Annotated in this window: 21 protein-coding genes; 9 read left to right on the plus strand and 12 right to left on the minus strand. The window is 71.6% G+C overall.

The window, feature by feature from the left end:
- The first annotated feature begins 323 nt into the window (after positions 1 to 323).
- Positions 324 to 1,499 (plus strand): vWA domain-containing protein, encoded by a 1,176-nt coding sequence (locus ACYQPG_RS20890; protein WP_461232494.1) that lies wholly within the window; start codon positions 324 to 326, stop codon positions 1,497 to 1,499.
- Between the two features lie 6 nt (positions 1,500 to 1,505).
- Here the strand turns inward: ACYQPG_RS20890 and ACYQPG_RS20895 are convergent, their stop codons facing one another.
- Complete coding sequence (locus ACYQPG_RS20895) at positions 1,506 to 1,826, minus strand: 2Fe-2S iron-sulfur cluster-binding protein (protein ID WP_147908602.1); 321 nt, start codon at positions 1,824 to 1,826, stop codon at positions 1,506 to 1,508.
- Positions 1,827 to 1,972: 146 nt separating this feature from the next.
- A complete protein-coding gene (locus ACYQPG_RS20900; RefSeq protein WP_147908601.1) occupies positions 1,973 to 2,296 on the minus strand; it encodes an Hpt domain-containing protein in 324 nt (107 codons plus the stop codon).
- Positions 2,297 to 2,586: 290 nt separating this feature from the next.
- On the opposite strand from ACYQPG_RS20900, the gene ACYQPG_RS20905 reads away from it, so the two are divergent.
- A complete protein-coding gene (locus ACYQPG_RS20905; RefSeq protein WP_461231665.1) occupies positions 2,587 to 10,302 on the plus strand; it encodes an apolipoprotein A-IV repeat region-like domain-containing protein in 7,716 nt (2,571 codons plus the stop codon).
- A 51-nt stretch (positions 10,303 to 10,353) separates the two neighbouring features.
- Here the strand turns inward: ACYQPG_RS20905 and ACYQPG_RS20910 are convergent, their stop codons facing one another.
- On the minus strand, positions 10,354 to 10,794 hold the full coding sequence (locus ACYQPG_RS20910; protein ID WP_461231666.1) for a DUF1489 family protein: 441 nt from the start codon (positions 10,792 to 10,794) through the stop codon (positions 10,354 to 10,356).
- A 72-nt stretch (positions 10,795 to 10,866) separates the two neighbouring features.
- On the minus strand, positions 10,867 to 11,838 hold the full coding sequence (locus ACYQPG_RS20915; protein WP_461231667.1) for a hypothetical protein: 972 nt from the start codon (positions 11,836 to 11,838) through the stop codon (positions 10,867 to 10,869).
- Positions 11,839 to 12,001: 163 nt separating this feature from the next.
- On the opposite strand from ACYQPG_RS20915, the gene ACYQPG_RS20920 reads away from it, so the two are divergent.
- The 5 genes from ACYQPG_RS20920 to ACYQPG_RS20940 all read left to right on the plus strand — a co-directional run bounded on the left by ACYQPG_RS20920 (position 12,002) and on the right by ACYQPG_RS20940 (position 17,063).
- Positions 12,002 to 13,168 carry an MFS transporter gene (locus ACYQPG_RS20920; protein WP_461231668.1) on the plus strand — a complete coding sequence of 389 codons (1,167 nt, stop codon included), beginning with the start codon at positions 12,002 to 12,004 and terminating at the stop codon, positions 13,166 to 13,168.
- A 66-nt stretch (positions 13,169 to 13,234) separates the two neighbouring features.
- Positions 13,235 to 14,359 (plus strand): ABC transporter permease, encoded by a 1,125-nt coding sequence (locus ACYQPG_RS20925; RefSeq protein ID WP_147909066.1) that lies wholly within the window; start codon positions 13,235 to 13,237, stop codon positions 14,357 to 14,359.
- A gap of 10 nt (positions 14,360 to 14,369) precedes the next feature.
- Positions 14,370 to 15,179: an ABC transporter ATP-binding protein gene (locus ACYQPG_RS20930; RefSeq protein ID WP_187277788.1), complete on the plus strand. Its 810-nt coding sequence runs from the start codon at positions 14,370 to 14,372 to the stop codon at positions 15,177 to 15,179.
- Positions 15,180 to 15,277: 98 nt separating this feature from the next.
- Complete coding sequence (locus ACYQPG_RS20935) at positions 15,278 to 16,360, plus strand: MlaD family protein (protein ID WP_147909039.1); 1,083 nt, start codon at positions 15,278 to 15,280, stop codon at positions 16,358 to 16,360.
- 121 nt (positions 16,361 to 16,481) lie between these two features.
- Positions 16,482 to 17,063 (plus strand): ABC-type transport auxiliary lipoprotein family protein, encoded by a 582-nt coding sequence (locus ACYQPG_RS20940; RefSeq protein WP_147909040.1) that lies wholly within the window; start codon positions 16,482 to 16,484, stop codon positions 17,061 to 17,063.
- A gap of 21 nt (positions 17,064 to 17,084) precedes the next feature.
- On the opposite strand, the gene ACYQPG_RS20945 is transcribed toward ACYQPG_RS20940, so the two are convergent.
- The 3 genes from ACYQPG_RS20945 to thiE form a co-directional block, all read right to left on the minus strand.
- Positions 17,085 to 17,711, minus strand: a complete 627-nt coding sequence (locus ACYQPG_RS20945) for a helix-turn-helix domain-containing protein (protein ID WP_147909041.1) — start codon at positions 17,709 to 17,711, stop codon at positions 17,085 to 17,087.
- A 96-nt stretch (positions 17,712 to 17,807) separates the two neighbouring features.
- A complete protein-coding gene (thiD, locus tag ACYQPG_RS20950; RefSeq protein WP_461231669.1) occupies positions 17,808 to 18,623 on the minus strand; it encodes a bifunctional hydroxymethylpyrimidine kinase/phosphomethylpyrimidine kinase in 816 nt (271 codons plus the stop codon).
- The gene (gene thiE / locus ACYQPG_RS20955) at positions 18,620 to 19,330 is read right to left on the minus strand and encodes a thiamine phosphate synthase (RefSeq protein ID WP_147909043.1); all 711 of its coding nucleotides are present in this window, start codon (positions 19,328 to 19,330) and stop codon (positions 18,620 to 18,622) included. Before thiE ends, thiD begins: the two co-directional genes overlap by 4 nt.
- 202 nt (positions 19,331 to 19,532) lie before the next feature.
- Between thiE and ACYQPG_RS20960 the strand changes: the two genes are divergently transcribed.
- Positions 19,533 to 20,528: an NUDIX hydrolase gene (locus tag ACYQPG_RS20960; RefSeq protein WP_419830135.1), complete on the plus strand. Its 996-nt coding sequence runs from the start codon at positions 19,533 to 19,535 to the stop codon at positions 20,526 to 20,528.
- Positions 20,529 to 20,598: 70 nt separating this feature from the next.
- Here ACYQPG_RS20960 and ACYQPG_RS20965 read toward each other — a convergent pair whose 3' ends face one another.
- Complete coding sequence (locus ACYQPG_RS20965; RefSeq protein ID WP_461231670.1) at positions 20,599 to 21,819, minus strand: YbfB/YjiJ family MFS transporter; 1,221 nt, start codon at positions 21,817 to 21,819, stop codon at positions 20,599 to 20,601.
- Positions 21,820 to 21,887: 68 nt separating this feature from the next.
- Between ACYQPG_RS20965 and ACYQPG_RS20970 the strand changes: the two genes are divergently transcribed.
- On the plus strand, positions 21,888 to 22,766 hold the full coding sequence (locus tag ACYQPG_RS20970; protein ID WP_461231671.1) for a LysR substrate-binding domain-containing protein: 879 nt from the start codon (positions 21,888 to 21,890) through the stop codon (positions 22,764 to 22,766).
- 15 nt (positions 22,767 to 22,781) lie between these two features.
- Here the strand turns inward: ACYQPG_RS20970 and panB are convergent, their stop codons facing one another.
- The 4 genes from panB to ACYQPG_RS20990 form a co-directional block, all read right to left on the minus strand.
- Entirely contained in the window at positions 22,782 to 23,600 is an 819-nt protein-coding gene (panB, locus tag ACYQPG_RS20975; RefSeq protein ID WP_147909047.1) for a 3-methyl-2-oxobutanoate hydroxymethyltransferase, read from the minus strand.
- 305 nt (positions 23,601 to 23,905) lie between these two features.
- Positions 23,906 to 24,502 (minus strand): rhodanese-like domain-containing protein, encoded by a 597-nt coding sequence (locus ACYQPG_RS20980; RefSeq protein WP_461231672.1) that lies wholly within the window; start codon positions 24,500 to 24,502, stop codon positions 23,906 to 23,908.
- A gap of 2 nt (positions 24,503 to 24,504) precedes the next feature.
- Positions 24,505 to 25,323 (minus strand): quinoprotein dehydrogenase-associated SoxYZ-like carrier, encoded by an 819-nt coding sequence (locus ACYQPG_RS20985; RefSeq protein WP_147909049.1) that lies wholly within the window; start codon positions 25,321 to 25,323, stop codon positions 24,505 to 24,507.
- Between the two features lie 41 nt (positions 25,324 to 25,364).
- A complete protein-coding gene (locus ACYQPG_RS20990; RefSeq protein ID WP_461231673.1) occupies positions 25,365 to 26,336 on the minus strand; it encodes a quinoprotein relay system zinc metallohydrolase 2 in 972 nt (323 codons plus the stop codon).
- Positions 26,337 to 26,365: the final 29 nt, after the last annotated feature.

Raw genomic sequence — 26,365 nt, forward strand, 5'->3', positions numbered from 1 at the left:
CTTCGGTTGGTGCGGCACGCGTCCTCGCGGCTGAACACACCTGAGATGCCGAGTTGAGCGATTCCCGTGACCGTTTCAGTGTCTGCGCGAGGCTTGGACCCGCACATATCAACAGATTCGGTGAGTTATGCCCAGCTTATGACTCTCCGAGGCTTCTGGAGACTCTCCGGGAGACTCCGGATTAGCGCTTCGCCTGCCGATGAATCTTGTCGACCATCTGAAAAGACTCTGAGATCAGCGCCGGACGTGCCGGCTGCCGGATCCAGAACTTGGCTGATTCGCCCGGGCTTGACCCGCGCGCTTTGCTGGCGCGTTCTTCGGGGATGCTGCTGCACTTCTTCACGGCCCTCCGAGATGCCAAGGTTCCCGTCTCCCTCAAGGAGTACCTGACCCTGCTCGGCGCCCTCGACCGGGGCTTGGCCGAGCGGGACGTCGAGGCGTTCTACTTCCTGGCGCGCACGGCCCTGGTGAAGGACGAGGCGCATCTCGACCGGTTCGACCGGGTGTTCGGCACCGTCTTCAAGGGGCTGGAGACGCTCGGGGAGGCGGTGGAGCCTGCAGCCATCCCCGAGGAATGGCTGCGCAAGCTCGCAGAGACGTATCTGACCGATGCCGAGAAGGCCGAGCTGCAAACGCTCGGCTGGGACAAGCTGTTCGAGACCCTGAGGCAGCGGTTGGCCGAGCAGAAGGAGCGTCACCAAGGCGGCTCGAAATGGATCGGTACCGGCGGGACCTCGCCGTTCGGCGCCTACGGCTACAATCCCGAGGGTATCCGCATCGGCCAGGACGGCAACCGCAACTTCCGCGCGGTGAAGGTCTGGGACAAGCGCGAGTTCAAGGATCTCGACGACGACCGCGAGATCGGCGCGCGCACTATGCGCCTCGCTCTGCGGCGGCTGCGCCGCTTCGCCCGGACGGGAGCGGCCGAGGAACTGGACCTCGACGGCACGATCCGCGAGAGCGCCCGCCAGGGCTACATCGATGTGCGGCTGCGGCCTGAGCGGCGCAATGCCGTGAAGGTGCTGCTGTTCCTAGACGTCGGCGGCTCAATGGACTGGCACATCGAGCAGGCGGAGGCGCTGTTCTCGGCGGCGCGCTCGGAGTTCAAGCACCTCGCGCATTACTACTTCCACAACTGCCCCTACGAGGCGGTCTGGACCGAGAACCGGCGCCGCCACGACGCCAGGACCCCGCTGCCGGAGGTGATCCGCACTTACGGCAGCGACTATCGGGTGGTGTTCGTCGGCGACGCCTCGATGAGCCCCTACGAGATCGCCACGCCGGGCGGGTCGGTGGAGCACTGGAACGCGGAGCCGGGCGCCGTGTGGCTGCAGCGGCTCCTCGCCCATTTCCCGAAGGCGGCGTGGCTGAACCCGGTGCCGGAGACTCACTGGGGCTACACCCAGTCGATCGGGATGGTGCAGCGGCTCGTCGGCGGCCGCATGTTCCCCCTCACCCTCGATGGGCTCGACGCGGCGGCCCGGGTGCTGGTGCGGTGAGAGCCGCTACCCCTGCTGGGACGGGGTCGAGACCACGAGCCCGTCCAGGTTCGGGGCGATCTTGATCTGGCAGGACAGACGGGAATTCTCGCGCACGTCGGAGGCGAAATCGAGCATGTCCTGCTCCATGTCCTGGGCCTTGCCCACGACGTCGATCCACGCGTCGGCGACGTAGACGTGGCAGGTGGCGCAGGCGCAGGCGCCGCCGCACTCCGCATCGATGCCCGGGACGTTGTTGCGCAGCGCCGTCTCCATCACGGTCGCGCCGACGCTGCCTTCGACGGTCCTCTCCGTCCCGGCGTGGTCGACGTATGTGATCTTGGGCATGCTCGGCTCCGGGCTCGCGTCGAGCGGCCTCGCTTCGACGGGCGGGGTGACTGCTTGGCGGCTGAGGCCATGGAATGCAAGCGCGGTGGCGGCGGTCCGTTCCGGATCGATCGCCGCATCGGCGCATGTTCGGCGAACGGCCGCTCTTAAGACTCGGCGTCCGGCGCGATCTCGGCCAGTGCCGCCGCAACGGCCTGAACGAGGTCGTCGAGGGCGACCGCCTCGGCGCCGGCCCGCAATCGTGCCTCGGCGGCGTCCGCGCAGGCGCGGACCCGGGTGGCGCCGACTCCGGAGGCCGAGCCCTTTAGGGTGTGGGCGAGGTCGGCGCGCTGGGCCGCTGGCAGGGACGGGTCGGTCAGACGAGGCAGGATCGACCGGCATTGCCCGGCAAACAGCGCCAGCACCTCGTCGGCCAGCTCGGCGTCGCCGAAGGTCTGCGCATCGAGCTCCGCACGATCGATGGCCAGCATGCTCGAACTCCCGGAATCCGCAATCTTCTGGGGGTTGCCGAACCTCTCCCCATGATTCACCCCCCGATTCGCCGGACGGGGATCGCGCAGGGACCCTCATCTGCGCCAAGATGGTGGAGCCGGAAGGCGGCGGACCCGGTAACCATTCTCGTAACGGTTTCTGGGGTCGGACGGCGGCTCGGGTATCGGCAATCGGTGTCCGCGTCTAATCCTGTAATGGTAAACGGGACGTTGCGTCTCTGGCATCAGCCTCCCCAGGTGCCGGTGAAACCCGTGTGACGAGGCGTTGAATGGCGACCGAGAAGAAGCTGAAGGATCCGGCCGAGGCCGCGCTCTCTGCGATCGAGCAGGCGCTGAACCTCGACGCCCTGACGCCGACCGGCACCGAGAGCCGCGCCGAGCCGCGCCTGCCCGATGTCGGGGATGCCGATCCCCTGCTCGACGGTGCCCTCGATCCGGCCGGCCGCCAGACGCCGCCGCGCCTCGACCTCGACCCGCCCCTCGCCTCCGACCTGCCCCCGCCCGGCCGGGAGCGCCCGCGCCGCGAGGGCGGCCTGCTGCCGCCCGACCGCTCGCTGGTGGCGAACGACGACCGGCGCAACATCGGGATCCTGCAGCAGACCCTGCGGGTGCGGTCCTCGCCCAAGCCTTACCTGTACGCGTTGCTGGCCGGCCTCGCCTGGGTCGCCGGCTTGGTGCTGGTCGCCTGGCTGCAATCCGGCGGCGACCTGCGCGGCGTCGTCTCGGGCCTCACCCCGCTCCAGGCGTCGGTGGGCGCTGCGGCCCTGCTCGGACCGGTCGTCCTGTTCGTGATCGCCGCCATGCTGGCCGCACGGGCGCAGGAGATGCGCCTCGTCGCCCGCGCAGTCGGCGAAGTCGCGGTGCGCCTGGCCGAGCCCGAGAGCTTCTCCACGGACGCGGTCCTGACCATGTCGCAGACGGTGCGCCGGGAAGTCGCCGCGGTCGGCGACGGCGTCGAGCGTGCGCTCGCCCGGGCCGGCGAGCTCGAGACCCTGGTGCGTGGCGAGATCGCCACCTTGGAGCGGGCCTATTCCGACAACGAGATCCGCATCCGCTCCCTCGTCGAGGAGCTGGTGGCGCAGCGGGAATCCATCGTCACCAACGCCGAGCGGGTGCGCGGCGCGATCACCGGCTCCCACCAGAGCCTGAGCCAGGAACTGGAGGGCGCGTCCGAGCGGATCGTCCTGGCCCTCAACGGCGCGGGCGAGCGCGTGACCGGGGCGCTCGACGCCCGCGGCGCGGCCATCACCGCATCCCTGGGCGAGGCCGGCGACCGGGTCGTCAGCCTCATGACCGGCCGCGGCGACGAGCTGATCGAGAACCTCGCGGCCACGAGCGAGGGCGTGCGCGGCAGCCTGCTGGACGTCGGCGAGAGCCTGACGCGCGCCTTCGAGACCCGCGCCCAAGACGTGACCGGCGCGTTCCAGTCGACCGGGGACGCCCTCACCGGGCGGATCGCCGAGAGCACCGCCTCCGTCGCCCAGAGCCTCGCCGAGACCGGCCTGCGCGTCAGCGAGTCCCTGGAACGCCAGGGCGGCGTCGTGCGCGAGAGCTTCGAGCGCTCGGTGATCGGCCTGGAGAACGCCTTCCTGTCGCGGAGCTCCGAGCTGACAGACCGGTTCGGCGCGATGGGGACCCAGATCACCGCGCGCTTCGCCGAGACCGGCGCGGCCCTTACCCAGGACATCGCCGGCCGTGGCCTGGCGCTGCGTGCCGAGATCGAGAATGCCGGACTCTCCGTCGCCGAAGCAATCGAGAGCCGCGGACGCGACGCCCAGGCCGCCCTGGCGCTGGCCATGGGCGGCGTCGGCGAGACGCTGACCAGCCAGGCCGGCACCGTGCGCGACGACCTGATCGGCACCGCCGAGCGGATCGCCGAGACGATTTCCGAGCACGGCAACGCCCTGGCCGGGCGCATGGACGGCATCGCGGCGCGCCTGCACGACACCGTGACCGTGCAGGCCTCGGACCTCGAGGGCCGCGTCCAGGCGGCGGCCGAGCGGGCCGGCGGCCACATCACCGACCGGACACAGGCGGCCACGCAGAGCCTGGAATCCGCCTTCTCGGCGCTGGGCCACGGCTTCGAGGCCGGCGCCGCCGCCGCCGTTCAGTCCCTTCGCGGCTCCGCGAGCACCGTCACCGGCGAACTCGAGGCCCATACCCGCGCGGCCTCAGCCCGCCTGGCCGACACCCTGCAGACCTTGCGCCACGGCTCGGCCGAGGTGACCAGCGCGGTCGAGGCCGAGACCGCGAACCTGCTGACCCATTTCCGCGATGCCGCCGACCGGGCCGGCATCGAACTCGGCGAGCGCAGCTCCGCCGCGGTGACCGCCCTGCGCGGCGCCCTCGACGACCTCAACCGCGAGCTGTCCGCCCGCACCGACGATGCCACCGGCAGCCTGGCGCAGGCCGCCCGCGCCATCTCGGACGACCTCGCCGCCCGCATCGGCGAGATGGAGTCCGCCTTCGGCGAGCACGGCAAGGGCGTGGCCGAACTCCTGGCCAGCCATGCCGAGGAGACCCAGACCCGGATCAGCGGCACCGGCCGCGACATCGTGCTCGCGGTGGCGAGCCAAGGTGCGCGGATCGCCGACACGCTCAGCCAGACCGGCGCGAGCTTCGCCGAGACCGCCGACGGCCGCGTCCGCGCCATCGACGAGACGCTGGGCAGCCGCCTCGCCGCCCTGCAGGAGACCATCGCCCGCGGCGACATCCTGGCCGACCGCATCGGCCGCGACACCGCGACGATGGGCGAGACCGTCGGGGCCCGGCTGGAGGAGATGGACCGGCTCATCACCGTCAAGGGCCAGGCGGTGGCCGAGACCATCGCGACCCGCGCCCGCGAGGCCGGCAGCCTGGTCGAGACCCATCTCGGCGACCTGGAAGCGCGTTCCGCCAAGCGCGCCGCCGAGATCGGCGACGTCGTGGCGAACCTGGTCGATCACGTCGACGGCCGGATCGACGCCCGCGGCAAGGCCCTGAACGAGGCGCTGGCCGCCCGGACCGGGGAGATGGCCCGGATCATGGAAGAGGGCAGCCGCAACCTGGTCGCGGTGCTCGACGGACGGGCCGAGGGGCTCGGGCAGGACATCGATCGGCGCACCGCCGAGATGGCCCGCCGCATCGCGGGCAGCGCCGAGCATTTCGACGCCGGCGTGATCAGCCGTCTGCAGGAAATCGCCAACGCCCTCGATGAGCGCGCCCGCCTCGTGGATGAGAGCTTCGGCGTGCAGGCCTTCGAGGCGATCCGCCTGATCGAGGCGCGGACCCGCGCGGTCGACGAGGAACTGGCCGGCCGCACCCGCGACCTGGTCGCGACGATCACCGACCGGACCGGTGGGATCGACAAGGCGATGGCCGAGAGCATCGGGAGCCTCACGGGGGCCGTCGTGGAATCCACCCGGGTTCTCGAGGCCTCGCTGTCGGGCCGGGTGCAGGAGATCGTCCAGCTGGTGGACGAGCGGGCCCAGAGCGCTGACGCGGCCCTCTCTGCTCGGACAGAGGCCGTGCGCGCGGCCTTCGCCGAGCGCTCGGAGCTGCTCGCGAAGCTGATCGACGAGCGCATCACCGTCATGTCGAGCGAGCTCGACGAGAAGGGCCGCACCGTGTTCGGGGCGATCGGCGGCCGCATCACCGAGCTGGCGCGCCTGTTCGATCGCGGCGGCACCTCGCTGGCCGAGCTGATCGACCAGCGCGGCGACAGCGTCCTGTCCAAGCTGCAGCAGACCATCGCGGATGCCGAGCGGATGCTGGAGGCCGGCGAAGGCCGCCTCGGCCACACCCTGTCGAGCCGCACCGCCGACATCAGCGGCCTGCTCGACGAGGGCGTGCGCTCGGTCCACGGCCTGCTCGACGACCGCACCAACCAGATCCGCGTGATGCTGGATGGCCATGCTGGAACCCTGGCCAGCACCCTCGACGGCCGCATGGGCCCGCTCAACGAGGCGCTGGACACCCGCGGCCGCGCGCTGATCGCCGCCGTCGAGGACGCCTTCGGCAGCGCCGCCGGAGCCTTGGATTCCCGGACCCAGGCGCTCGGTGGCCTGTTCGACGAACGCCTCGGGCACTTGGAGAACCTGGTCGAGGGCCGCGGCAACCGCCTCGCTGAGACCCTGGACGCCCGCGCCCAGGGCCTGCGGACCCTGTTCGAGGAAGCCCACACCGCCCTCGACGCGGTGGTGGAAGGCGGGGGCGGCCGCTTCGCCGCCTCGGTCGACACCAAGATCCAGGCGCTGCGGACGATGCTGGAGGCGGCGCCCGCCGCCGTCACCGCGCTGGTCGAGACCCGGGAGCGCCAGCTTGCCGCGACGCTCGACAGCCGCACGCAGCGCCTCCAAACCCTGTTCGAGGAGGCTCAGGCAGGCCTGCGCGATCTCGTGGAGGTGCGCGGCCAGGAACTCGCCGACACGATCACCACCCGGACCGAGGGCCTGCGCCAGACCCTCGACGCGGCTCCCACCGACATGGCGGACCTGCTGGACGCGCGCTTTGCCGACCTGCGTGCCCTGTTCGAGCGTGCTCAGTCAGAGATCGACCGCCTGGTCGATGGCCGCAGCCGCGAGATCGCCGGGACCATCGAGCACCGCACCCAGGCCCTGCAATCCGTGATCGAACAGGCGAGCCCGGCCATCGCCGGCCTGCTGCAGGCGGGTGAGACCCAGCTGGCCCAGGCCTTCGAGGCTCAAAACGGCGACCTGCAGGCCCTGTTCGCGCAGGCCCAGTCGGAGATCGACCGCCTGGTCGACGGCCGCGGCCGCGAGATCGCCGGGGTGATCGAGCACCGCACCCAGGCCCTGCAATCCGTGATCGAGCAGGCGAGCCCGGCCATCGCCGGCCTGCTGCAGGCGGGTGAGACCCAGCTGGCCCAGGCCTTCGAGGCTCAAAACGGCGACCTGCAGGCCCTGTTCGCGCAGGCCCAGTCGGAGATCGACCGCCTGGTCGATGGCCGCGGCCGCGAGATCGCGGGGACGATCGAGCATCGCACCCAGGCACTGCAGACCGTGATCGAGCAGGCGAGCCCGGCCATCGCCGGCCTGCTGCAGGCGGGTGAGACCCAGCTGGCCCAGGCCTTCGAGGCTCAAAACGGCGACCTGCAGGCCCTGTTCGCGCAGGCCCAGTCGGAGATCGACCGCCTGGTCGATGGCCGCGGCCGCGAGATCGCGGGGACGATCGAGCATCGCACCCAGGCACTGCAGACCGTGATCGAGCAGGCGAACCCGGCCATCGCCGGCTTGCTCGAGGCCCGCGAGACGCAGTTCGCCGAGACCTTCGAGGCCCGCAGCGGTCAGCTCCGGACCCTGTTCGAGCGGGCGCAATCCAGCCTCGAGCTTTCTGTGGAGAGCCGCGGCCGGGAGATCGCCATGGCGGTCCAGGCGCACACGCAGGACCTGCGCACGCTCCTCGACGCGGCGCCCACGGGCGTGGCCGCCCTCTTGGACACCCGGATCGAGACCCTGCGTACGACCTTCGACGAGGCGCGTTCAGCGATCGAGACGCTGCTCAGCGAGCGCAGCCAGTCGCTGCTCGACGCCGCTCAGGGGCGCACCGGTTCGCTGGTCGAGGCGTTCGACGCACGGATCCGCGACCTCGACGGCGTCGTCGAGGGGCGTACCGCAGCCCTGGTCCACACGGTCGAGGCGCAGAGCGAGGCGCTGGCCCGCGGGGTCGATGCCCGCGCCGACGCCTTCACCCAGCGCATCGACAGCCGCATGCGGCTGTTCGCGACGCTGGTCGCCCAGCGCGCCGAGACGCTGGCCACCGCCTTCGACGACCGCCACGACGCTTTCGCGGTCCTCATGGACGAGCGCACCGCCAGCCTCGTGGCGGCGCTCGACGAGCGGGCGCGGGCACATGCCGGGCAGGTCGACGCGCACAACGCCGCCCTGGCCGACACGCTCAGCCGTCGCGAGGCCGCGCTGGCGGGCCTGATCGACGCCCGCACCGAGGCGCTGGGGGCCGGCTTCGAGCGCCGCGCCACCGCGCTCGGCGCCCTGGTCGATGCCCGCGGGGAAGCCCTGTCCCGTCGCCTTGCGGAGAGCGCCGAGGTGCTGGTCCGCGCCATCGAGGAGAAGGGCGGGGCGCTCATCGCCAGCGTCGACGGCAGCGGCCGTGCGGTGGGCGACAGCCTGGAGGGGCATGTCGATCGCCTGCGCGCCGCCATCGACGGGCCGATGCTCGACCTGTCGCGGGCCCTGGCCGACCGTGCCGACGCGATCGAGCGCGTTCTGATCGAGACCGGCGTGCCGCTGGCCGAGACCCTGCGGCTACAGACCGAGGAACTGGCCGCGCAGTCGCGGGCCTCGGCCGAGCTGCTCCGCGCCGCCATCGACGATGGCGCGGGCCGTGCCCTCACCGAGCTGTTCGAGACCAACGATCGGCTGGGCCGCGAACTGGGTGCCGTCCTCCAGCGGATCGAGGGCGCCAACGCCGCCCTGGGCGAGCTGGTGTCCGGTGCCGGAACCAATCTCGGCGCGATCGAGCAGGGTCTGGCGGGCCGGGTCGAGCAGGTCCAGTCGGCGCTGCAGCGCATCGCCTCGGAGACCGGCCGCGCCACCGCGGGCGTGGCGTCCCAGGTCGAGGCCCTGCGCGAGGTCGCCAACACGGCGCTCCGCGAGGCGACCGGCCTCGCCGAGTCCCTCGACGGCCGCGGCCGTGCACTCGGCGAGCAGACCTCGGTGCACGTCTCGGCGCTCGACCGGGCGGCCTCGTCGCTCGCCGCGATCGAGGAGCGCCTTGGGGCGACCCTGGCGGGCCGCGAGGCCGCGCTCGCGGAGGCGCTGGCCGGCTTCGAGGCGCGAGCCAGCACCCTGGAGCAGCAGGGCGGTGCCCTGGCCGAGACGATCGAGCGCACGCTGCGGACTGCCGAAGAGCGCGCCCGCGCCGTCGGCGAGGCGCTGACCCGCTCGGCGGAGGGCGCGGGGGCTTCGGTTACCAGCGCCTTCGAGGGCCTCAAGGACAGCGCAGGGGCGGAGAGCGAGAAGGCAGCCCAGGGCGTGCGGCAGGCCATCGAGGAGGCCGCTCGGGAGATGCGCAGCGGCCTCGACGAGGCGCAGACCAAGTTCGGTGCCTCCGTCTCGTCCCTGCGGGAGATGGCGGGCTCGATCCGCGGCGAACTCGACGCGACCCGCGCCGAACTCGCCCGGGGCGTCCTCGACCTTCCGCGCGAGACGCAGGATGCCACCGGCGAGATGCGCCGGGTGGTGGCCGACCAGATCAAGGCGCTGAACGAGCTGTCGGCCCTGGTGTCCCGCACCACCCGCTCGGTGGACGTGGCCCAGCCGCAGGCCCAGCGCCGGGTGGCCGAGGGTGGTGGATCCCGCGCCGTCTCGGCGGCGCAGGTGAGCAGCGCTTCGACTGCGACGCAGGCTCAGCCGGTCTCGACTCCGGCTCTGCCGGCGCCCCAGGCTCAGGCGCGGTCCGCCATCGGTCCGGCCCGGATCGAGGCGCCGCGGCCCTCCGCGACCGCTCGCCCCGCCGCCATGACGGCGGGCGGCGCCAAGCGCGGCTGGCTGTCGGACCTGCTGACCCGCGCCTCGCTGGACGAGGACGACGATGCCGAGCCGGCGGCCACCAGCGCCGCGTCCCCGGCCCCGACGGGCCGCCAGACCGCGGCGCAGTCTCAGGCCCCCGCCGAGACCGGTCGGATCGCGCTGGACACGATCTCCACCGACATCGCCCGGATGATCGAGCACCGGACCGTGGTCGACCTGTGGGAGCGCTATCGCCGGGGCGAGCCGAACCTGTTCGACCCGCGCATCTACACGCCGCAGGGCCGGACCACCTTCGCGGAGATCCAACGCCGCTACCGCGCCGATGCGGAGTTCCGCCGCAGCGTCGACCGGTACGTGGGTGAGTTCGAGCGGCTGTTGGGGGACGTGGTCAAGAACGACAGCGACGCCAAGCGGACCGACGCCTATCTCACCTCGGAGACCGGCAAGGTCTACACGATGCTGGCCCATGCCAGCGGGCGCTTCGACGGCGCGTAGGACGACGGCCGGCGCGGGTGCATCACGTGCCCGCGCCGCCGATACGCGGCCTCAGAGCAGGCCCAGCCCGACCAGCTCGCGGCGCAGGGCCTCGGGCATCTCGGCGAGATCACCCGATTGCCCGGCGCCCAGGTCGGCCGGCGCGTCCCGGGCCGTGAGGTAGCGCCAGCCCTGGAATGGGCGGCAGGGGCGGGGCGACACGGGAACGAGGCGCGGATCGAAGACGAGCCGGCAGCGCGGGATGCCGTCCTCTCCGGTCAGCTTCTCGATCGCGGTGATCGCCTGCCGACAGGACAGGGTCCCGCGGATCACCCAATAGATCGAGCCCTTGCCGGCGATCTCGCGATGGCGCTTGGGCAGGGTGCGGGTGACGTGGAACGGTTCAGCCGGACGTCCCTCGCACAGCGCCTCGGTCCGGAACCGGTCCTGACGGGCTTCGAGGTCCGCGATCGAGGCGGGTCCGACGCAGAGCTTGATCAGGTTCAGGGCCACGGAAGCGTTTTCGGCTGACGGCCCTCGGCGGGCGGGCCCCCCTGATAGCAGGCTCCGAGCGCGTCCGCGCCGTCAGGCGAACAGCGCGAGCCGCTGCTCCGGCGGCAGCGCGTCGATCGCCGCGAAGCTCAAGGCCGGCAAGTCCGGTTCCAAGGCGGGTGCGGCCGCGAACTCGGCCCGATCCGCGTCGGGGCTGGGTTCGGCATGTACGGCATCCATGCCTGCGAACGCGTCGGCCGCCGCGAGGTCCTCGACCGTCACACTCTCCGCCTCCTCCGAGACCGGCAGGAACACGATGTCCTCGTGCAGCGGCGGGCTTCCCGGGCGGGCGACGAGCGCCGCCGCCGTCACGGCGGGGACCTCCATGGCGATGTAGCGGTCTATGTCGCTCTGGCAGAGGTCGAGCGGCGGCGCGTTTGGCAGGGCCCCGGCCGCCGGGTTGACCGGCATCGGCGGGATCCGCTCGGCCTCGCTGCCCCAGATCGCGATCATCGACGCGAGCCGGTCCTCGAGGTAGCGCAATGTGTAGACGATCCGGGCGGTGCGCTGGGCGGTGAGATCCTGGAACGAGCAGGCCGTGTAGATCGCGGTCGCGTGCCGATCCAGCGCGTCGCAGGTCGGGGCGTCGGCGCCCCGCTCGCGCAGGGTCCAGGCCGCCTCCTGGATCGCTTCGGCCGAGCCGAGGATGTCGGAGGTCGCCTGCTCGGTCTCGCGTACGATGGCGTCCAGCGCCAGGGAGGCCTGCGTCAGGCGGGTCTGCTCGTTGTCGCGCGCGCTGATCGCGGCGATCTCGGCCTTGGTCTGGCTGATCGCCGCGGCCATCTCGACGAGGTTGCCGTGCAGCTGACCGAAGGCTTGGTTGTCCCGCTCGGCCGTCACCACGTGCTCGAGCCGGCTCATGGCGCCGAGCAGCATCTCGGTCTCGGCGGCCCGGTTGCGCCGGGCATACTCGGCCAGGAACCAGCGCCCGCGCTCGCTGAGGCAGATCGTCGCCTCGATCGCCTCGTACTCGGCGAGGGCGCCTGCGGGGGCTGAACCGGACATGGAATCCCTCCGAACCCGAAAGGACGGCACGGCGAAGGCCGGCGCGCGGTGCGAACCGGGAGACGGTAAATTGACAGGGAGGGTTTAACGGGCGCTTACGGCGTTCGGACCCGGGACCCGGGACGCCCCGAACCCGCCTCCCTTCCTCCGGGACCTTCCATCCTTGCATCGACCGTCCGGCCCGGCGCGCCTGTCGCTGCTCTACGCCGTCGTCTTCACCGAGATCGGCATCGCGATGCCGTTCATGCCGCTCTGGCTCGACGGGCTCGGCCTCGATGCCGGGGTGATCGGCGTGCTGCTCGCCCTGCCGATCGCCACGCGGATCGTCGCGACGGCGCCGCTGATGAGCCTGCTCGACCGCGGGCTGGGTCCGCGGCGGCTGATCATGCTCGGCAGCCTCGCCCTCAGCCTGACCTACGCGCTGATGCCCGGCGCCGCCGGGATCGGCTGGCCCGCGCTCGCGTCGCTCATCGTCCTCAACGCCGTGGCCGGCGCGCCGCTGGTGCCGTGCATCGACTACCTGACGCTGGCGGCCGTGCGCCGCGACGCCCGCTTGGTCTACGCCCGGATCCGGATGGCGGGCTCCATCGCGTTCCTGCTGGCCAACCTCGTGGGCGGCCTGATGCTCTCGGCGCTCGGCGGCCAGCTCGCGGTGCCGCTGCTGCTCACCGGCCTCGCCCTGGCGGCGGGGTTCGTGGCCTGGCGCAGCCGCTCGGTGGTGGCGCTGCCGCAGGTCCCGTCCGGGACCATGCGGCCGCGCCTGCCGCTCAGGCTGTGGCTCTGCATCGGCGCCGCGGCGGCGATCCAGGCGAGCCACGGGGCGATCTACGGGTTCGGCAGCATCTACTGGACCAGCCAGGGGATCGCACCGGCCTGGGTCGGCTCGCTCTGGGCGACCGGCGTGCTGGCCGAGATCGCGCTGTTTGCCGGCATCACCGCCCTCCCCGCCGCCTGGCGCAGCCCGGTGCGGCTCCTGGCTCTGGGCGCGGCGGCGGCGATCCTGCGCGCGGTCGGCATGTATCTTCTCGGCGACCACCTGGCCGCCCTGGTACCGCTCCAATGCCTGCACGGCCTGACCTTCGGGGCGACGCAGCTCGGCGCGATGGCGGCGGTGTCGGCCTTCGCCCCCGAGGGCGCGCGGGGCCGCGCGCAGGGCACGCTCAGCGCGGTCAACGCCGGAATCTCCGTGGTCGCCACCCTGGCGAGCGGGCTCGCCTACCGGACCGGCGGCCCCCTCGCCTTCCTGCTGATGGCGCCGCTCGCCGCCTGTGGCCTGGGTCTGGCGCTCGCCTCCGACCGCGTGACGTCGGATACGGATCGTCAACCGTAATGTCGACATAACCACACGGCAGGGTGGTGCCTCCAATCGAGGAGTTAGGGCTTGCTGAGCGAGGGCATGGTTCCCGGCGCATCGCTGCGGGACCGGCCGGCGGATGGCCGGTTGGCGCTCGACGGGCGCTGGACCGCCGATCAGGCGCCGACCGTCGAGGCGAATGCGGCGCGCATCCTGGCGGCCGGCCGGGCCGGTTCCATGACGGTCGACCTGTCCGGGATCGAGCGGCTCGACACGCTGGGCGCCTGGGTGCTCGAGCGGACCCGCGCCGAGATCGAGCAGGCGGGAGGCACGCTGACCTATGTCGGCGTGCGGTCCGAGCACCGGACCCTGCTGGGCGAGGTCCGCCTGCGCGAGGTCGAGTCGGCGGACCCGCTGCGGCACGGCCGCATCGTCGGGTTCCTCGACACCGTCGGCCGCGAGACCGTGCGCGGGGGTCGCGAGTTCGTCACCGCCCTCGCCTTCCTGGGCGAGGTGATCGCCGCCTGCGGGCGCGTGGCCCTGCGGCCGGGCACGTTCCGGGGCACCGCCCTGGTCAACCAGATCCAGCAGGTGGCCTTCAACGGCGCCCCGATCATCGTGCTGATCTCGTTCCTGGTCGGCGGCATCGTCGCCCAGCAGGGCATCTTCCAGCTCCAGCGCTTCGGCGCCCAGACCTTCGTGGTGAACCTGATCGGCCTCCTGATCCTGCGCGAGATGGGCGTCCTGCTCACCTCGATCATGGTGGCGGGCCGCTCGGGCTCGGCGATCACCGCCGAGATCGGCTCGATGCGCATGCGCGAGGAGGTCGATGCCCTCCGGGTCATGGGCCTCGATCCCGTCGAGATCCTGATCGTGCCGCGGGTGCTGGCCTTGATGGTCGGCCTGCCGATGCTGACGCTGATCGGCGACATCGCCGCGCTCACCGGCGGCGGCCTCACCGCCATGCTGTACGGCGGGCTGACGCTGGATCAGTTCCTGGTCCGGCTCCAGGCGGCGGTGGGCGTGCACCACGTCATGGTCGGCCTGATCAAGGCGCCGTTCATGGCGCTGATCATCGGGATCCTCGCCACGATCGAGGGCTTCGCCGTGGAGGGCTCGGCCGAATCGCTGGGCCGCCACGTCACGGCCTCAGTCGTGAAGTCCATCTTCATGGTCATCGTCCTCGATGGATTGTTCGCGGTGTTCTTCGCCGCGATCGATTTCTGAGCCCGCTGTGATGATCGCCCCCGCCATGCCCGAGACCGCCGCTGGCCCCGCGCCCATCATCCGGGTGCGCGACCTCGTGGTCGGCTTCCGGGACCGCACCATCCTCAAGGGGCTGAACCTCGACATCCGCGCGGGCGAGATCATGGGCTTCGTCGGGCCGTCGGGCCAGGGCAAGTCGGTGCTGACCCGGACGATCCTGGGCCTGACGCCGAAGCGGGCGGGCACGATCGAGGTGTTCGGCCGCGACGTCGACGGCATGACCTATGCCGAGCGGCGCCGCATGGAGCAGCGCTGGGGCGTGCTGTTCCAGCAGGGCGCCCTGTTCTCGGCGCTGACCGTCAAGCAGAACATCCAGGTGCCGATGCGCGAGCATCTCGACCTGTCCGAACGCCTGCTCGACGAGTTCGCCCGGCTCAAGATCGAGATGGTCGGCTTGCAACCGGATGCGGCCGACAAGCTGCCGTCCGAGCTGTCCGGCGGCATGATCAAGCGCGCGGCGCTCGCCCGCTCCCTGGCGCTCGATCCCGAGATCCTGTTCCTCGACGAGCCGACCTCGGGCCTCGACCCGATCGGTGCGGGCGAGTTCGACGACCTCGTCTCGACCCTGAAGGAGACGCTGGGCCTGACCGTGTTCATGGTCACCCACGACCTCGACAGCCTCTACACCGCCTGCGACCGCATCGCGGCGCTGGGCGACGGGCAGATCATCGCCGCCGGCACGATCGAGGAGATGCTGGCGAGCGACCACCCTTGGTTGCGCTCATACTTCCACGGCAAGCGGGCTCGCGCCATCACCCCCGGGGTGCCGGCGCATGCCTGACCGCTTCTTCCCCCTGATCCCGTCCCGGTCCCATCCGGGATCGTGGATACGCAGCTCGGCCGGACCGTGTTCGCCGAGCGGAACCGCAGGCTGATCGCATGGAAACCCGCGCGAACTACGCCCTCATCGGGGCCTTCACCCTCGCCGTCATCCTGGCGGGCTTCGGCACCGTGCTGTGGCTCTCCGGCGGCTCCTCGCGGCAGGTGAGCCAAGTCGTCCGCATCGTGTTCTCCGGCTCGGTCGGCGGGCTCTCCCGCGGGTCGAGCGTGAACTTCAACGGCATCAAGGTCGGCGAGGTCACCGATATCCGCCTCGCCCCGCAGGACCCGCGCCGGGTGCTCGCCCAGATCAAGGTCGACCCCTCGACACCGCTCCGGGCGGACACCCGCGCCCGGCTCGATTCGGCGATGCTGACCGGCGTCTCGGTGATCTCCCTGTCGGGCGGCAACGCCGACGCGCCCGTGCTCGCCCCGATGGCCAACGGGGAGCCGCCGACGATCTTCGCCGATTCCTCCGACATGCAGGACATGATGGCGCTGGCCCGGCAGGTCGCCCAGCGGGCCGACGACATGCTCGCCAGGCTGGACCGGATCGTGGCCGGCAACGAGGGCGCGATCAATCGCGCGCTCACCAACGTCGAGGCGTTCTCGAAGACGCTCGCCGATGCGGGCCCGAACATCGCGACCCTGGTCAAGGCGGTGGACGGGGCGAAGCTCGGCCACGTCATCGACAACGCCGACCGGTTCTCGGCGGCCCTGTCCAAGTCCAGCCCCGACATCGAGGGCGCCGTGCACGACGCCCGCTCCCTGGCGGCCAAGCTCAATGCCTCGGCCGACAAGATCGACGCGGTGCTCAACGGCGCCCAGAGCTTCCTCGGCTCCGCCGCTGGCCAGGAGGGCTCCAGCACGTTCACCGAGATCCGCGCGGCCGCGGTCTCGGTGCGCGACGCCGGCAAGGCCTTCCGCGTCATGTCGGAGAACCTCGACAAGCGCACCGCCAGCATCTCGACGAATTTCGGCCGCCTGAGCGGGACCGGCCGCCGGGAGGTGGAGGCCCTGTCGGGAGACGGACAGCGCACCCTCAACACCCTGAACCGCACCGTGCGCAGCCTGGAGCGCGACCCGAGCCAGGTGATCTTCGGCGGCAAGCCGTCGTTGCCCGAATACAACGGCGGCCGGTGAAATCATCGTGCGCCGGGCCGATGTGTCCCGGCGCACGGCACTTATACGAGAGAGGGATAGTTTCTGCGGCATAGCTTATACAGCTCTGCCGTTCGCCGGCGGGGTTCCTCAGGTTGTGCGTATGGCCCGCTGCTCGTCCCACCTCATCGCCGCCACCCTGCTCGCCGCCCTGCTGGGTGGCTGCGGCGGTGCGACGCCCCTGACCTTCGATCTCGCGGCACTCCCTCCGGCCGGGCGCCCGGTTGCGGCCGGCCGCTCGATCGCGGTGTCGGAGCCGGTGGGGATCCAGCCGTTCGAGGCCGACCGGATCATCGTGCGTGAATCCGGTGGCGCCCTCGCCTTCCTGGGCGGCGGCCAATGGGCCGACCGGCTGCCGCGGCTGATCCAGACCCGCCTCCTGCAGAGCCTGGAAAATTCCGGCCGGCTCCGTTCGGTCAGCCGGCCCGGCGACAAGGTCGTGGCGGATTACCAGCTGATCAGCGAGATCCGCGCCTTCGACATCCAGGCGACGACCGGCGAGGCGGTGGTCGACCTGTCCCTGAAGCTCGTGGCCGACGGTACCGGCAAGGTCACTGCCGCCCGGATCTTCACCGCCCGCGTGCCGGTGTCCAAGATCGATGCCGGCAACGGCGCCCGCGCCCTCGATCAGGCTCTGACCACCGTGCTGGCCGACGTGGTGCGCTGGGTGAATACCGGGCGGTGACGGGCCGAGGCCTCGGTCGCCTTACTCCATCACCGCGGCCTTCATGATCACCACCATGGTGGCCCGGGCCGGGCCCTCGGTGCAGCGCACGAGGTGGGGCCGGTCGCAGCGGTAACGCAGGGTCTCGCCGGTCCGGGCGCGCTGCACGATCCCGCCGATCTCGACCTCGAACGCGCCCTCGGTGACCGAGAGCGATTCCACCGAGCCGCGCTGGTGCGGGTCCGAATCGAGGACGCCGCCGAGGTCGGCCGTGACCTCGTACCATTGCAGCCACTCGATCGTCTTGATCCAGCCGATGATCGCCAGCCGGACCTTGCCATCCTCCGAGACCAGGATCGGGGTGTCCGCCCGGGAGGTCTTCTCGATGAACGGCTCCTCGTCGCTCGACGCCAGGACCCGGTCGATCGACACGTCGAGCGCCTGGGACAGCCGCCAGATCGTCGCCAGCGTCGGGTTCGTCTCGTTGCGCTCGATCTGGCTGATGATCGACTTTGCCACGCCCGATTGCTCGGCGAGTTCCGACAGTGAGAGGTTGTAGGCCTTGCGCAGGCGCTGGATCGTCTTGCCGAGCTGGCCGGAGAGCACCTGTGCCCCGGTCAGCAGGTCGCGTCCGCGCGTCCGGTCGGGCCGTTCCGCCTGGTCCTGCATCGTCACCGGTCCACCCTGGCCGTTCCATTATCCGAACGATCGTGCGCTTCTTCAAACGCAATCGCTGCTCCGACGCAAGGCAGGGGCGATCGGGAGCTAGCGCCAGATTGCGTGGAAGTGGTGGACCGGCCCATGGCCGGCGCCGATCGCGAGCCGGTCCGCCGCGGTGAGCGCGGCCGTGAGGTAATCCTTGGCGGCCGTCACGGCCTCAGGCAGCGTCAGGCCCCGGGCGAGCCCCGCCGCGATTGCGGAGGAGAGCGTGCAGCCGGTGCCGTGGGTGTTGCGCGTGGCGATTCGCTGGGCCGCGAAGGTCTGTGCGAGACCCTCCCGCATCACGAGGTGGTCGATGCTCATCGCCCCCGTCCCGTGCCCGCCCTTGATCAGCACGGCGCGGGCGCCCAGCCCGACCAGGCGGCGGGCCTGGGCCACGATTGTCGCCTCGTCCCCGGCGACCGGCTCGCCGAGCAGCACCGCCGCCTCCGGCAGGTTGGGGGTGATCAGGTCGGCCCGGCCCATCAGCCGCTCGCGAAGCGCCGCCACGGCGTCCTCCGAGATCAGCCGGTCGCCGCTGGTGGCGACCATCACGGGGTCGAGGACGACCGGGGCGGTCCCGGCCCACCGTGACAGCCCGTCGGCGACCGCCTCGATCACCGCAATCTGCGACAGCATGCCGATCTTCACGGCATCGACCGCCAGATCGGAGAAGACGCTGTCGATCTGCCGGGCCACGAAATCGGCCGGCACGTCGTGGATGCCCTGGACGCCTCGGGTGTTCTGGGCGGTGAGCGCCGTGATCACGCTGGCGCCGTAGACGCCCAAGGCCGAGAAGGTCTTGAGGTCGGCCTGGATGCCGGCGCCGCCGCCGGAATCCGAGCCCGCGATAGTGACCGCGATCGGGCTGGCGCCGCTCACTTCGCGTCTCCCCGCGCCGCCAGGGCGGCGTCGATGGCCGCGCGCAGCTCCCGGGCACGCTGGCGCACCGGCTCGGTCCCGAACAGGGCGGTGATCACCGCGACGCCGTCCGCACCGGCGGCGATCACCGGGGCGGCGTTGTGCAGGCCGATGCCCGCGATGGCGCCGAGCGGCAAGCCGGAGCCCCGGGCAAGCCGGGCCCGGAAGGCGATGCGCGAAAACCCGTCGAGGCCGACCGGCGGGTCCGGATTGTCCTTGCTGGTGGTGGCGAACACGCCGCCGATGCAGGCGTAGTCGACCGGGAGGCGGTACAGCTCGTCGGCTTGGGCGGCGGTCTTCACGGTCAGCCCGATGATCGCCCCCTCCCCGAGGAGACGGCGCGCCTCGGCCGGGTGCAGGTCGCTCTGTCCGAGATGGACGCCGTCCGCCCCGGCCGCCAGGGCCAGATCGACCCGGTCGTTGACCAGCACAGGCACCCGCCCGCCCACGGCAGCCTGGATCGCCCGGATCCGCGCCAGCGCGGCGCGGGTGTCCGGGATGTCCTTCTCGCGGTATTGGAGCAGGGTCGCGCCCCCCGTCGCCGCGTCGGCGGCGAGCCGCGCCAAGTGATCGCCGTCGGCGCCGCAGACGCCGACATCGAGGAGGCCGTAGAGCCGCAGGTCGACGGGCCGGCTTCCGGCTGTCGCGGAGTTCGCGCGCGCTGCCATTCTGGTCGCCGGCCCCCGCCGGAACTGGCCCCGCGCCGGCCCCGCGCCGGCGCATCTCGGGCGGCCCTGTTTGGGCAGCGGCCGCCGGCTTTGCAAGACGTCCGGTCACACGGCCGCGTTGACGCGCGGCGATCCTGTGCCCCTATAGAGACGTATCGATCTGAGATCCCGCACCCGGCGGGAGAGGTTTTATAGAGGGACGATGGCGGTCGGCGAGGCGCAGACGGGTGCGCGCGGGGCACAGGCCCTGCCGGAGCGCTCCTCCGTGGGCCTCGTCGCGGTGATCGTCGCGGCGACCAAGGGGGAGCCGCGCGCCCTGACCATTCGGGTTCCGGATCAGGCCCCGGGCCGCGGCGACGGCCTCCCGGCCGGGCCGCTCGTGCCCGAGCACGCCACCCTGGAGCGGGGCCTGCGCGCCTGGGTCGAGCGGCAGACGCACCAGCGCCTCGGCTATGTCGAGCAGCTCTACACCTTCGGCGACCGCGACCGCTCCGGCACCGCCGACATGCCGGACGCGCATTCGCTCTCGGTGGCCTACCTCGCACTGGTCCGGGAGGAGCGCCCGGCCGGCTTGGCCGAGGCGGCGTGGCAGAACTGGTACCGCTACCTCCCGTACGAGGATTTCCGCAAAGGCCGGCCGCCCCAGCTCGACGCGATCGAGACGCGGCTCGCCGCCTGGGCCGCCGAGCCCGCGGATTGCGCGATCCGCACCCGGCGCCTCGACCGGCTCGGCCTGACCTTCGGGATGAACGGCGGCACCTGGAACGAGGAGCGCGTGCTGGAGCGCTACGAGTTGCTGTTCGAGGCCGGCCTGATCCCGGAGGCGCGCGGCAATGCCGGCCCGGCGGTGCCGAACGACCCGACCGGCGTGCCGATGGCCTTCGACCACCGCCGGGTGCTCGCCACCGCGATCGGCCGGCTCCGCGGCAAGATCAAGTATCGCCCGGTGGTGTTCGAGCTGATGCCTCCGGCCTTCACGCTGCTCCAGCTCCAGCGCACCGTCGAGGCCCTGTCGGGCACGCAGCTGCACAAGCAGAACTTTCGCCGGCTCGTTGCCCAGCAGGGTCTGGTGGAGGAGACCGAGGCCCTCACCAGCGGCACCGCCGGACGGCCGGCACGCCTGGTGCGCTTCCGCCGGGAGGTGCTCTTGGAACGGCCGGCGCCGGGGTTGCGGCTGCCCTCGCGGCGGGTGGGGTGATCGGCACAGCGTCGCTCAACGGTGCCGGCCAGGGGGCTTACGAGATCGGGTTGTGCGATCTGACGCCGTGTCAGACGGGCACCAGCCTCTCGGGCGATGCGCGCGCGGCGCGCCACAGCCACAGGGCGGTCAGCACCAGTAGAACCGTGGCGATGGCACCGGTGCAGTCCAGGGCGTCCCAGCCGGCGCGGCGGCCGGGACCCAGCAGGCGCACCAGCACCGGCCCGAGGATTTGCCCGGCCGCGAAGGCGGCGGTCATGCGGGCGAGGAGCGGCGTCGGGTTGTCGGGCCGCGCCTCGCGGGCCAGTTGCAGGCCCGCCATGGTGGCAACCATGAAGGTGCCGCCCACCAGCACCGCCGAGGCTGCGACCGCCCACAGGGTGTGGGCGACCAGGGGCAGTCCGGTGCCCAGCGCCATGAGGCCCTGGGCCGACGCCCAGAGAAGCCGCCGCGGCACGCTCGCCAGCCACCGGGCCACCGCCGCCACCGACAGGGCCGAGGCGAGGCCGAACAGCGGCCAGGTCAGGCCGAACACCCGGGGGTCCGAGGCCAGCTCGCGGGCCATCGCCGGCAGGAACGTGGCCGGCACGATGTAGCCGAACCCGAAGATGCCGTAGCACAGGACCAGGGCCGCCTGCCCGCTCCGGGAAGGACGTGCGAAGGACGCGCCCTCGCGCTCCTCGATCCGGGCCGGGGCCATGCCCTGTCCCCGGGACAGGAACCCGACGAGCAGCGCACCCAGCCCTGCGACGAGGCCCAGTTCGAGCCACAGCCGCGTCGCCGGTTGGGTTCCGCCCAGCCAGGCCAGCGCGCCGGCCAGCGCGATGCCGAGGCCGACGCCGGTGTAGATCCACGCGCCGAGCCGCGCGACGTGGCACCGGGCAAGCTCGGCCAGGCACCAGCCGCTCGCGCAGATCAGCGCCCACGCGCTGAACACGCCGGCCAGGGCCCGCAATCCCGCCCCGAGGCCGGCGGGCGCGGCGTGATCGGCCGCCGCCATCGCCACCGTCGTCAGCGCCACGCCGGCGAGGCTGAGGAGGAGGCCCCGGAGCGGAGCGCGGGCGAACCAGGGGGCCGTCAGCGCACCGACCAAATACCCGACATAGTTCGCCGCCGCCCATTCGGCGCCCGCGGCGGCGGTGAGGGTGCCGTCGCGCATCATCAGCGGCATCAGGGGCGTGAAGGCGAACCGGCCGATCCCCATCGCGACCGCGAGGGCGACGAGGCCGCTGGCGACGATTGGCCAGGCTGGGTGCTTCGGATCGGTCGGGGCGTGCGGGTGCGTGCTCATGGCGGCACCTCTTGAACACCGATCGGACGTTCTTGGAAAATGAATTTTTGTGACGTACGGTTCTCTTGATGAGAACGATGGATCTGGACGATCTCGATATTTTCCGCTGCGTGGTCCGGGAGGGCGGGGTGACGCGGGCGGCGACGCGGCTGCACCGGGTCCCGTCCAACGTGACGACCCGGATCAAGCAGTTCGAGGCGCGGCTGGGCGTGGCCCTGTTCCGCCGCGAGGGCCGCAACCTGAACCTCACCGAGGCGGGACGCATTCTCCTGGGCCATGCCGAGACGCTGCTGCGGATGGCCGATCTGGCCGAGCAGGAGCTGCGCAGCGGTGTGGTCCGCGGCGTCCTGCGGCTGGGTTCGCTGGAGAGCGCGGCGGGCGCGCGGCTGCCGCCGATCCTGTCGGCCTTCCACGCACAGTTCCCCGACGTCACGATCGAGCTGCAGACCGGGACGAGCCGCGCCATGCTCCGGCACCTCGAGCGCTTCGAGATCGAGGCGGCCTTCGTCTCCGAACCGTTCGATCACGTGAGCCTGTCGTCGGTGCCGGCCTTCGACGAGGAGCTGGTGCTGATCACCGGCCGGAACGCGTCCGGGATCGGCAACGGCTCCGGCCGGCGGACCCTGGTGGCGTTCCCGCACGGCTGCTCCTATCGCCAGCGCCTGATCGCGTGGCTGGCGGAGGATGGGGCGTCCTACGACCGGGTTCTGGAGATGAGCTCGTACCACGCCATCGTGGCCTGCGTGGCCGCCGGCACCGGTATCGCCATCGTGCCGGCGGCGGTGCTCGACAATGCGGTGATGAGCACGGCGGTCGAGCGCCATCCGCTGCCGCCGCACCTGCGCGTCAACCGGACCCGCCTGGTCTGGAAGGGGGAGGCCAGCGCGGCCCTGCGCGCGCTCACGATGCTGCTGCCCGACGCGGCCGGGACCAGCGCGCCGGCGTAGGGCGCGTGGTCGCCCCTACCCGTAGGTGTGGTCGTCCGCCGGGAACCGCCCGGCCTGCACGGCGTCGGCGTAGGCTTTGACGGCGTCCTCGATATGGGCTCGCAGCGACCCGAACTGGCGGACGAACTTGGGGGTGCGCTCGGACAGGCCCAGCATATCCTCCAGCACCAGGATCTGCCCGTCGCAGACCGCCGAGGCGCCGATGCCGATGGTGGCGGCGGTGACCTGCGGGGACGTCGCGATGGCGCGCGCCACCGGCTCGACGATGCCCTCCAGCACGATCGCGAAGGCCCCGGCCTCTGAGATCGCGCGGGCATCCTCCAGCAGGCGGCGCTCGTCGTCCGGCGCCCGGCCCTGGACCTTGAACCCGCCCATCGTGTTCACCGCCTGCGGGGTCAGGCCGATATGGCCCATCACCGGCACGCCGCGCTGGACCAGGAACGCCACCGTCTCGGCGAAATGCGCCCCGCCCTCCATCTTGATCGCCCCCGCCCCGCTCTCCTTGAGCACCCGGGCGGCGTTGAGGAAGGCCTGCTCCCGGCTGGCCTCGTAGGAGCCGAACGGCATGTCGACCACCACCAGCGCCTTGGCGGTGCCGCGGATCACCGCCTGCGCCTGCAGGATCATCATCTCCAGGGTCACCGGAATGGTCGATTCCATCCCGTGCATCACCATGCCGAGCGAATCGCCCACCAGGATGAAGTCGCAATAGGGATCGACGATGCCGGCGGTGTGGGCATGGTAGGCGGTGAGCGCGATGATCTTGCGCCCCTCGGCTTTGCGCTTTCCGATGTCGATGGCTCGGAGCCGGCGCGACTGCACGACCTGCGACATGGTTCAGACCTCTTTCGGCTCATCGGGGTCGGCGGAGGGCGCCCGAAACACCACGGTTTTTCCTCCCCGTTCGTTGGGGAGGATGGCCCCTGCGTCAGCAGAGGTCGGGAGATGCGCAGCACGACGAAGCAGGATCTCAGCTCCGCCGCGACCCCTTCGGAAACGGCGCTCCCCCCTCCCGACCCGCTTCGCGAGCCACCCTCCCCCGCAGAGGGGGAAGGAGACCCACGTGCTGAACGAGCCCGTACAGGGCGGGCCCGTCCCAGCGCTTCTGGTACCCTTCATACACCGCACCGCCCCGCGGGTCAGCGTCCCGCCTGGGGCTCGGCGGCAGCCTTCCAGGCCGGATCCTCCCGCAGGGTCATGGTCTCGTGCCTCTCCTGCCAGCCCTCGACGCCCTCGGGGAACCAGCGCACGCCGGTATAGCCCTTGCGGACCAGACGCTTGGCCGCGTTCCAGCTACCCCAGCACTCGACATGGCAGAACACCACGACAGGTTTTCCCGTTTCGCCGCCGGTCAGCTCCGCGACCCGGGCGTAGAACAGGGCCTCCCGCTCCGGGGCGATCGGCTCGGCCCCGGCCAGCGGCAGCCAGATCGAGCCGGGGATCGAGGGATGCACCGGCAGCCAGAGGCGGCCTTCGGGGAAGTTCGACGGCTTGCGGTCGGGGGCGGCGACGTCGATCAGCACCGGTTTGTCCGGCCCCGTCATCAGGGCGGCGAGCGCGTCGGCATCGACCACCGTGGCGCCCTGCAGGGTTTGCGGGGTGTAGCCCTTGGGCGGACCGGCGTAGAGCCCCTCCGGCTCGGGCACGTTGACGGGGGAATCGGCCGGTGCGGCGGCGAGGCAGCCGACGGCGGCCAACGCCGCCGCCAGCCGACCGATCAGGGATGCGCGCCGCATGGTCAGTTCGTCGGGCTCGGCGGGGTGAAGCTGTGCTGCCAGCTACCGCCGGCATTGTCGCTCGCCGCGACCTGGAGCGGCTTGCCGTCCGGCTTGAACGCGAAGTTGATCACCGGGTTCGAGGCGATCGAGATGTCGCCCGTCATCGTGAAGACCTTGCGGTCGCCAGCCGAGACGGTGAGCTTGTCGATGTAGCGGGCCGGCGTGTAGTCGCGGGTGACCTGGTTCATCTGCATGCCGGAGAAGTTCGGGTGGCGGATCATCAGCGTCGCCTCCACGGGCTTGCCGACCTTCGTCTCGGCGAACTTCATCCGCATGTCGCCCATGCCCTTCATGGCCTCCTCGTCGCTCATGCCCATCGGGGCCGAGCAGCCGCCGGACGCCTTCACGAACTGCTTGGCCTCGTAGAGCTTGCCGTCCTGGGTCTCCACCACGGCATGCATGTCGGTGTAGTTGTTGACCCGCACCCGGAGTTTCAGCTCCGTCGGGTCGGCGGCCGGCCCGAACTCGAACCGGGCCGCGTAGGGCGCCGGGTTGTCGTCGATGATCAGCGACACGGCCTTGATCTGCCCGTCCTGCGGCATGGTCAGGGTGATGGGGACCAGGGCGGCGTCGAGCGCGCGCGCCGGCGCGTCGATCTTCACCAGGTTGTCGGTGGTCTCGATGGCGCGGTCGCCGAAGATCGACTTGGCGATCTCCTGCCAGCGCGCGGTCCGCTCCTGCTCGGTGTCGGAGGCGCCGGCGGCCCGGACGGGTCCCGACAGGGCGGTGGTTGCGAGGATCAGGGCGAGCGCTGCCGCGTGGGCGGTCTTGAGCGTCATGGCGTTTCTCCCGGTTGGTCTCAATATGGAGGTTCGAGCGACTATTCCCACTCGAGTTCCTGATAGGCCACGGTGACGTTGCGGCCGTTATAGGTGTCGAACAGGGCCCACTTGTCCCGCTGGTCCCGGGCGACGCTGGCCACCGCCTTCTCGATCGAGACATCCTTGGCGATCGCCGCCCGGGTGCCGTCGCGCAGGGCGGTCAGGTAGCCGCTCAGGTCGTCCAGTGCCGGGGCGAGATCGACAGAGACCGGCCCATGGCCCGGCACCGCCCGGGTCGCCCCCATGGCCTTCAGCCGCTCGATCTCCTTGAGCCAGCCCCGCAGGCTGCCGTCGAGGGACGGGATCCGGTTCACGAACAGCAGGTCGGCGGGGAACAGAAGGCCGCTGGCGGAATCGCGCATCGACAGGTCGCAGCTGGTATGGGCCGGCCCGTGCGCCGTGAAGGTCAGGCGCCGGTCGCCGAGGTCGATCTCGGCCGTGTCGGCCACGCTCAGCGTCGGGTAGACCACCGGCCCGGTGCGATCGGCGCCGAGCATCTCGATCAGGCGCTGACGGTAGAATTCGCCCCGCGCACGCAGGGCCTCGGCGAGCTTGGCGTGGCCGATGAAGACCGGCTTGTCCTGCACGAAGGCCCCTGCCCCGAACACGTGGTCCGGATGGACATGGGTCAGCACCACGTGGGTGATCGGCTTCGGGGTTCGCTTGGCGATCTCGGCCCGCAGCCACTGGCCGTCCACCAAGCTGCCGCCGGTCTCGGTCACGAGCACGCCGTCCCGGCCGATGAGGAAACCGATATTGGCGATGGCGTCGGCGTTGTCGGTCGAAGCGTCCGCGGTCAGGCCCTGGCGCATGAAGATGCCGGGTCCGACCTCCTCCATCGCGAAGCCCTCGGCGGCGCGCCCGAGACCCGGCAGGCAGCACAGGCAGAGGCCGGCGAACAGGGCGTCACGCCGCGACAGGGGGCGGCCTACGGCGACGGATTCGCCTTGATGGACGGCGGACGCCGTCATGCCGGAACCTCCCTATTCTTCTTGCCTAC

The organism is Methylobacterium sp. CM6246 (assembly GCF_054818005.1).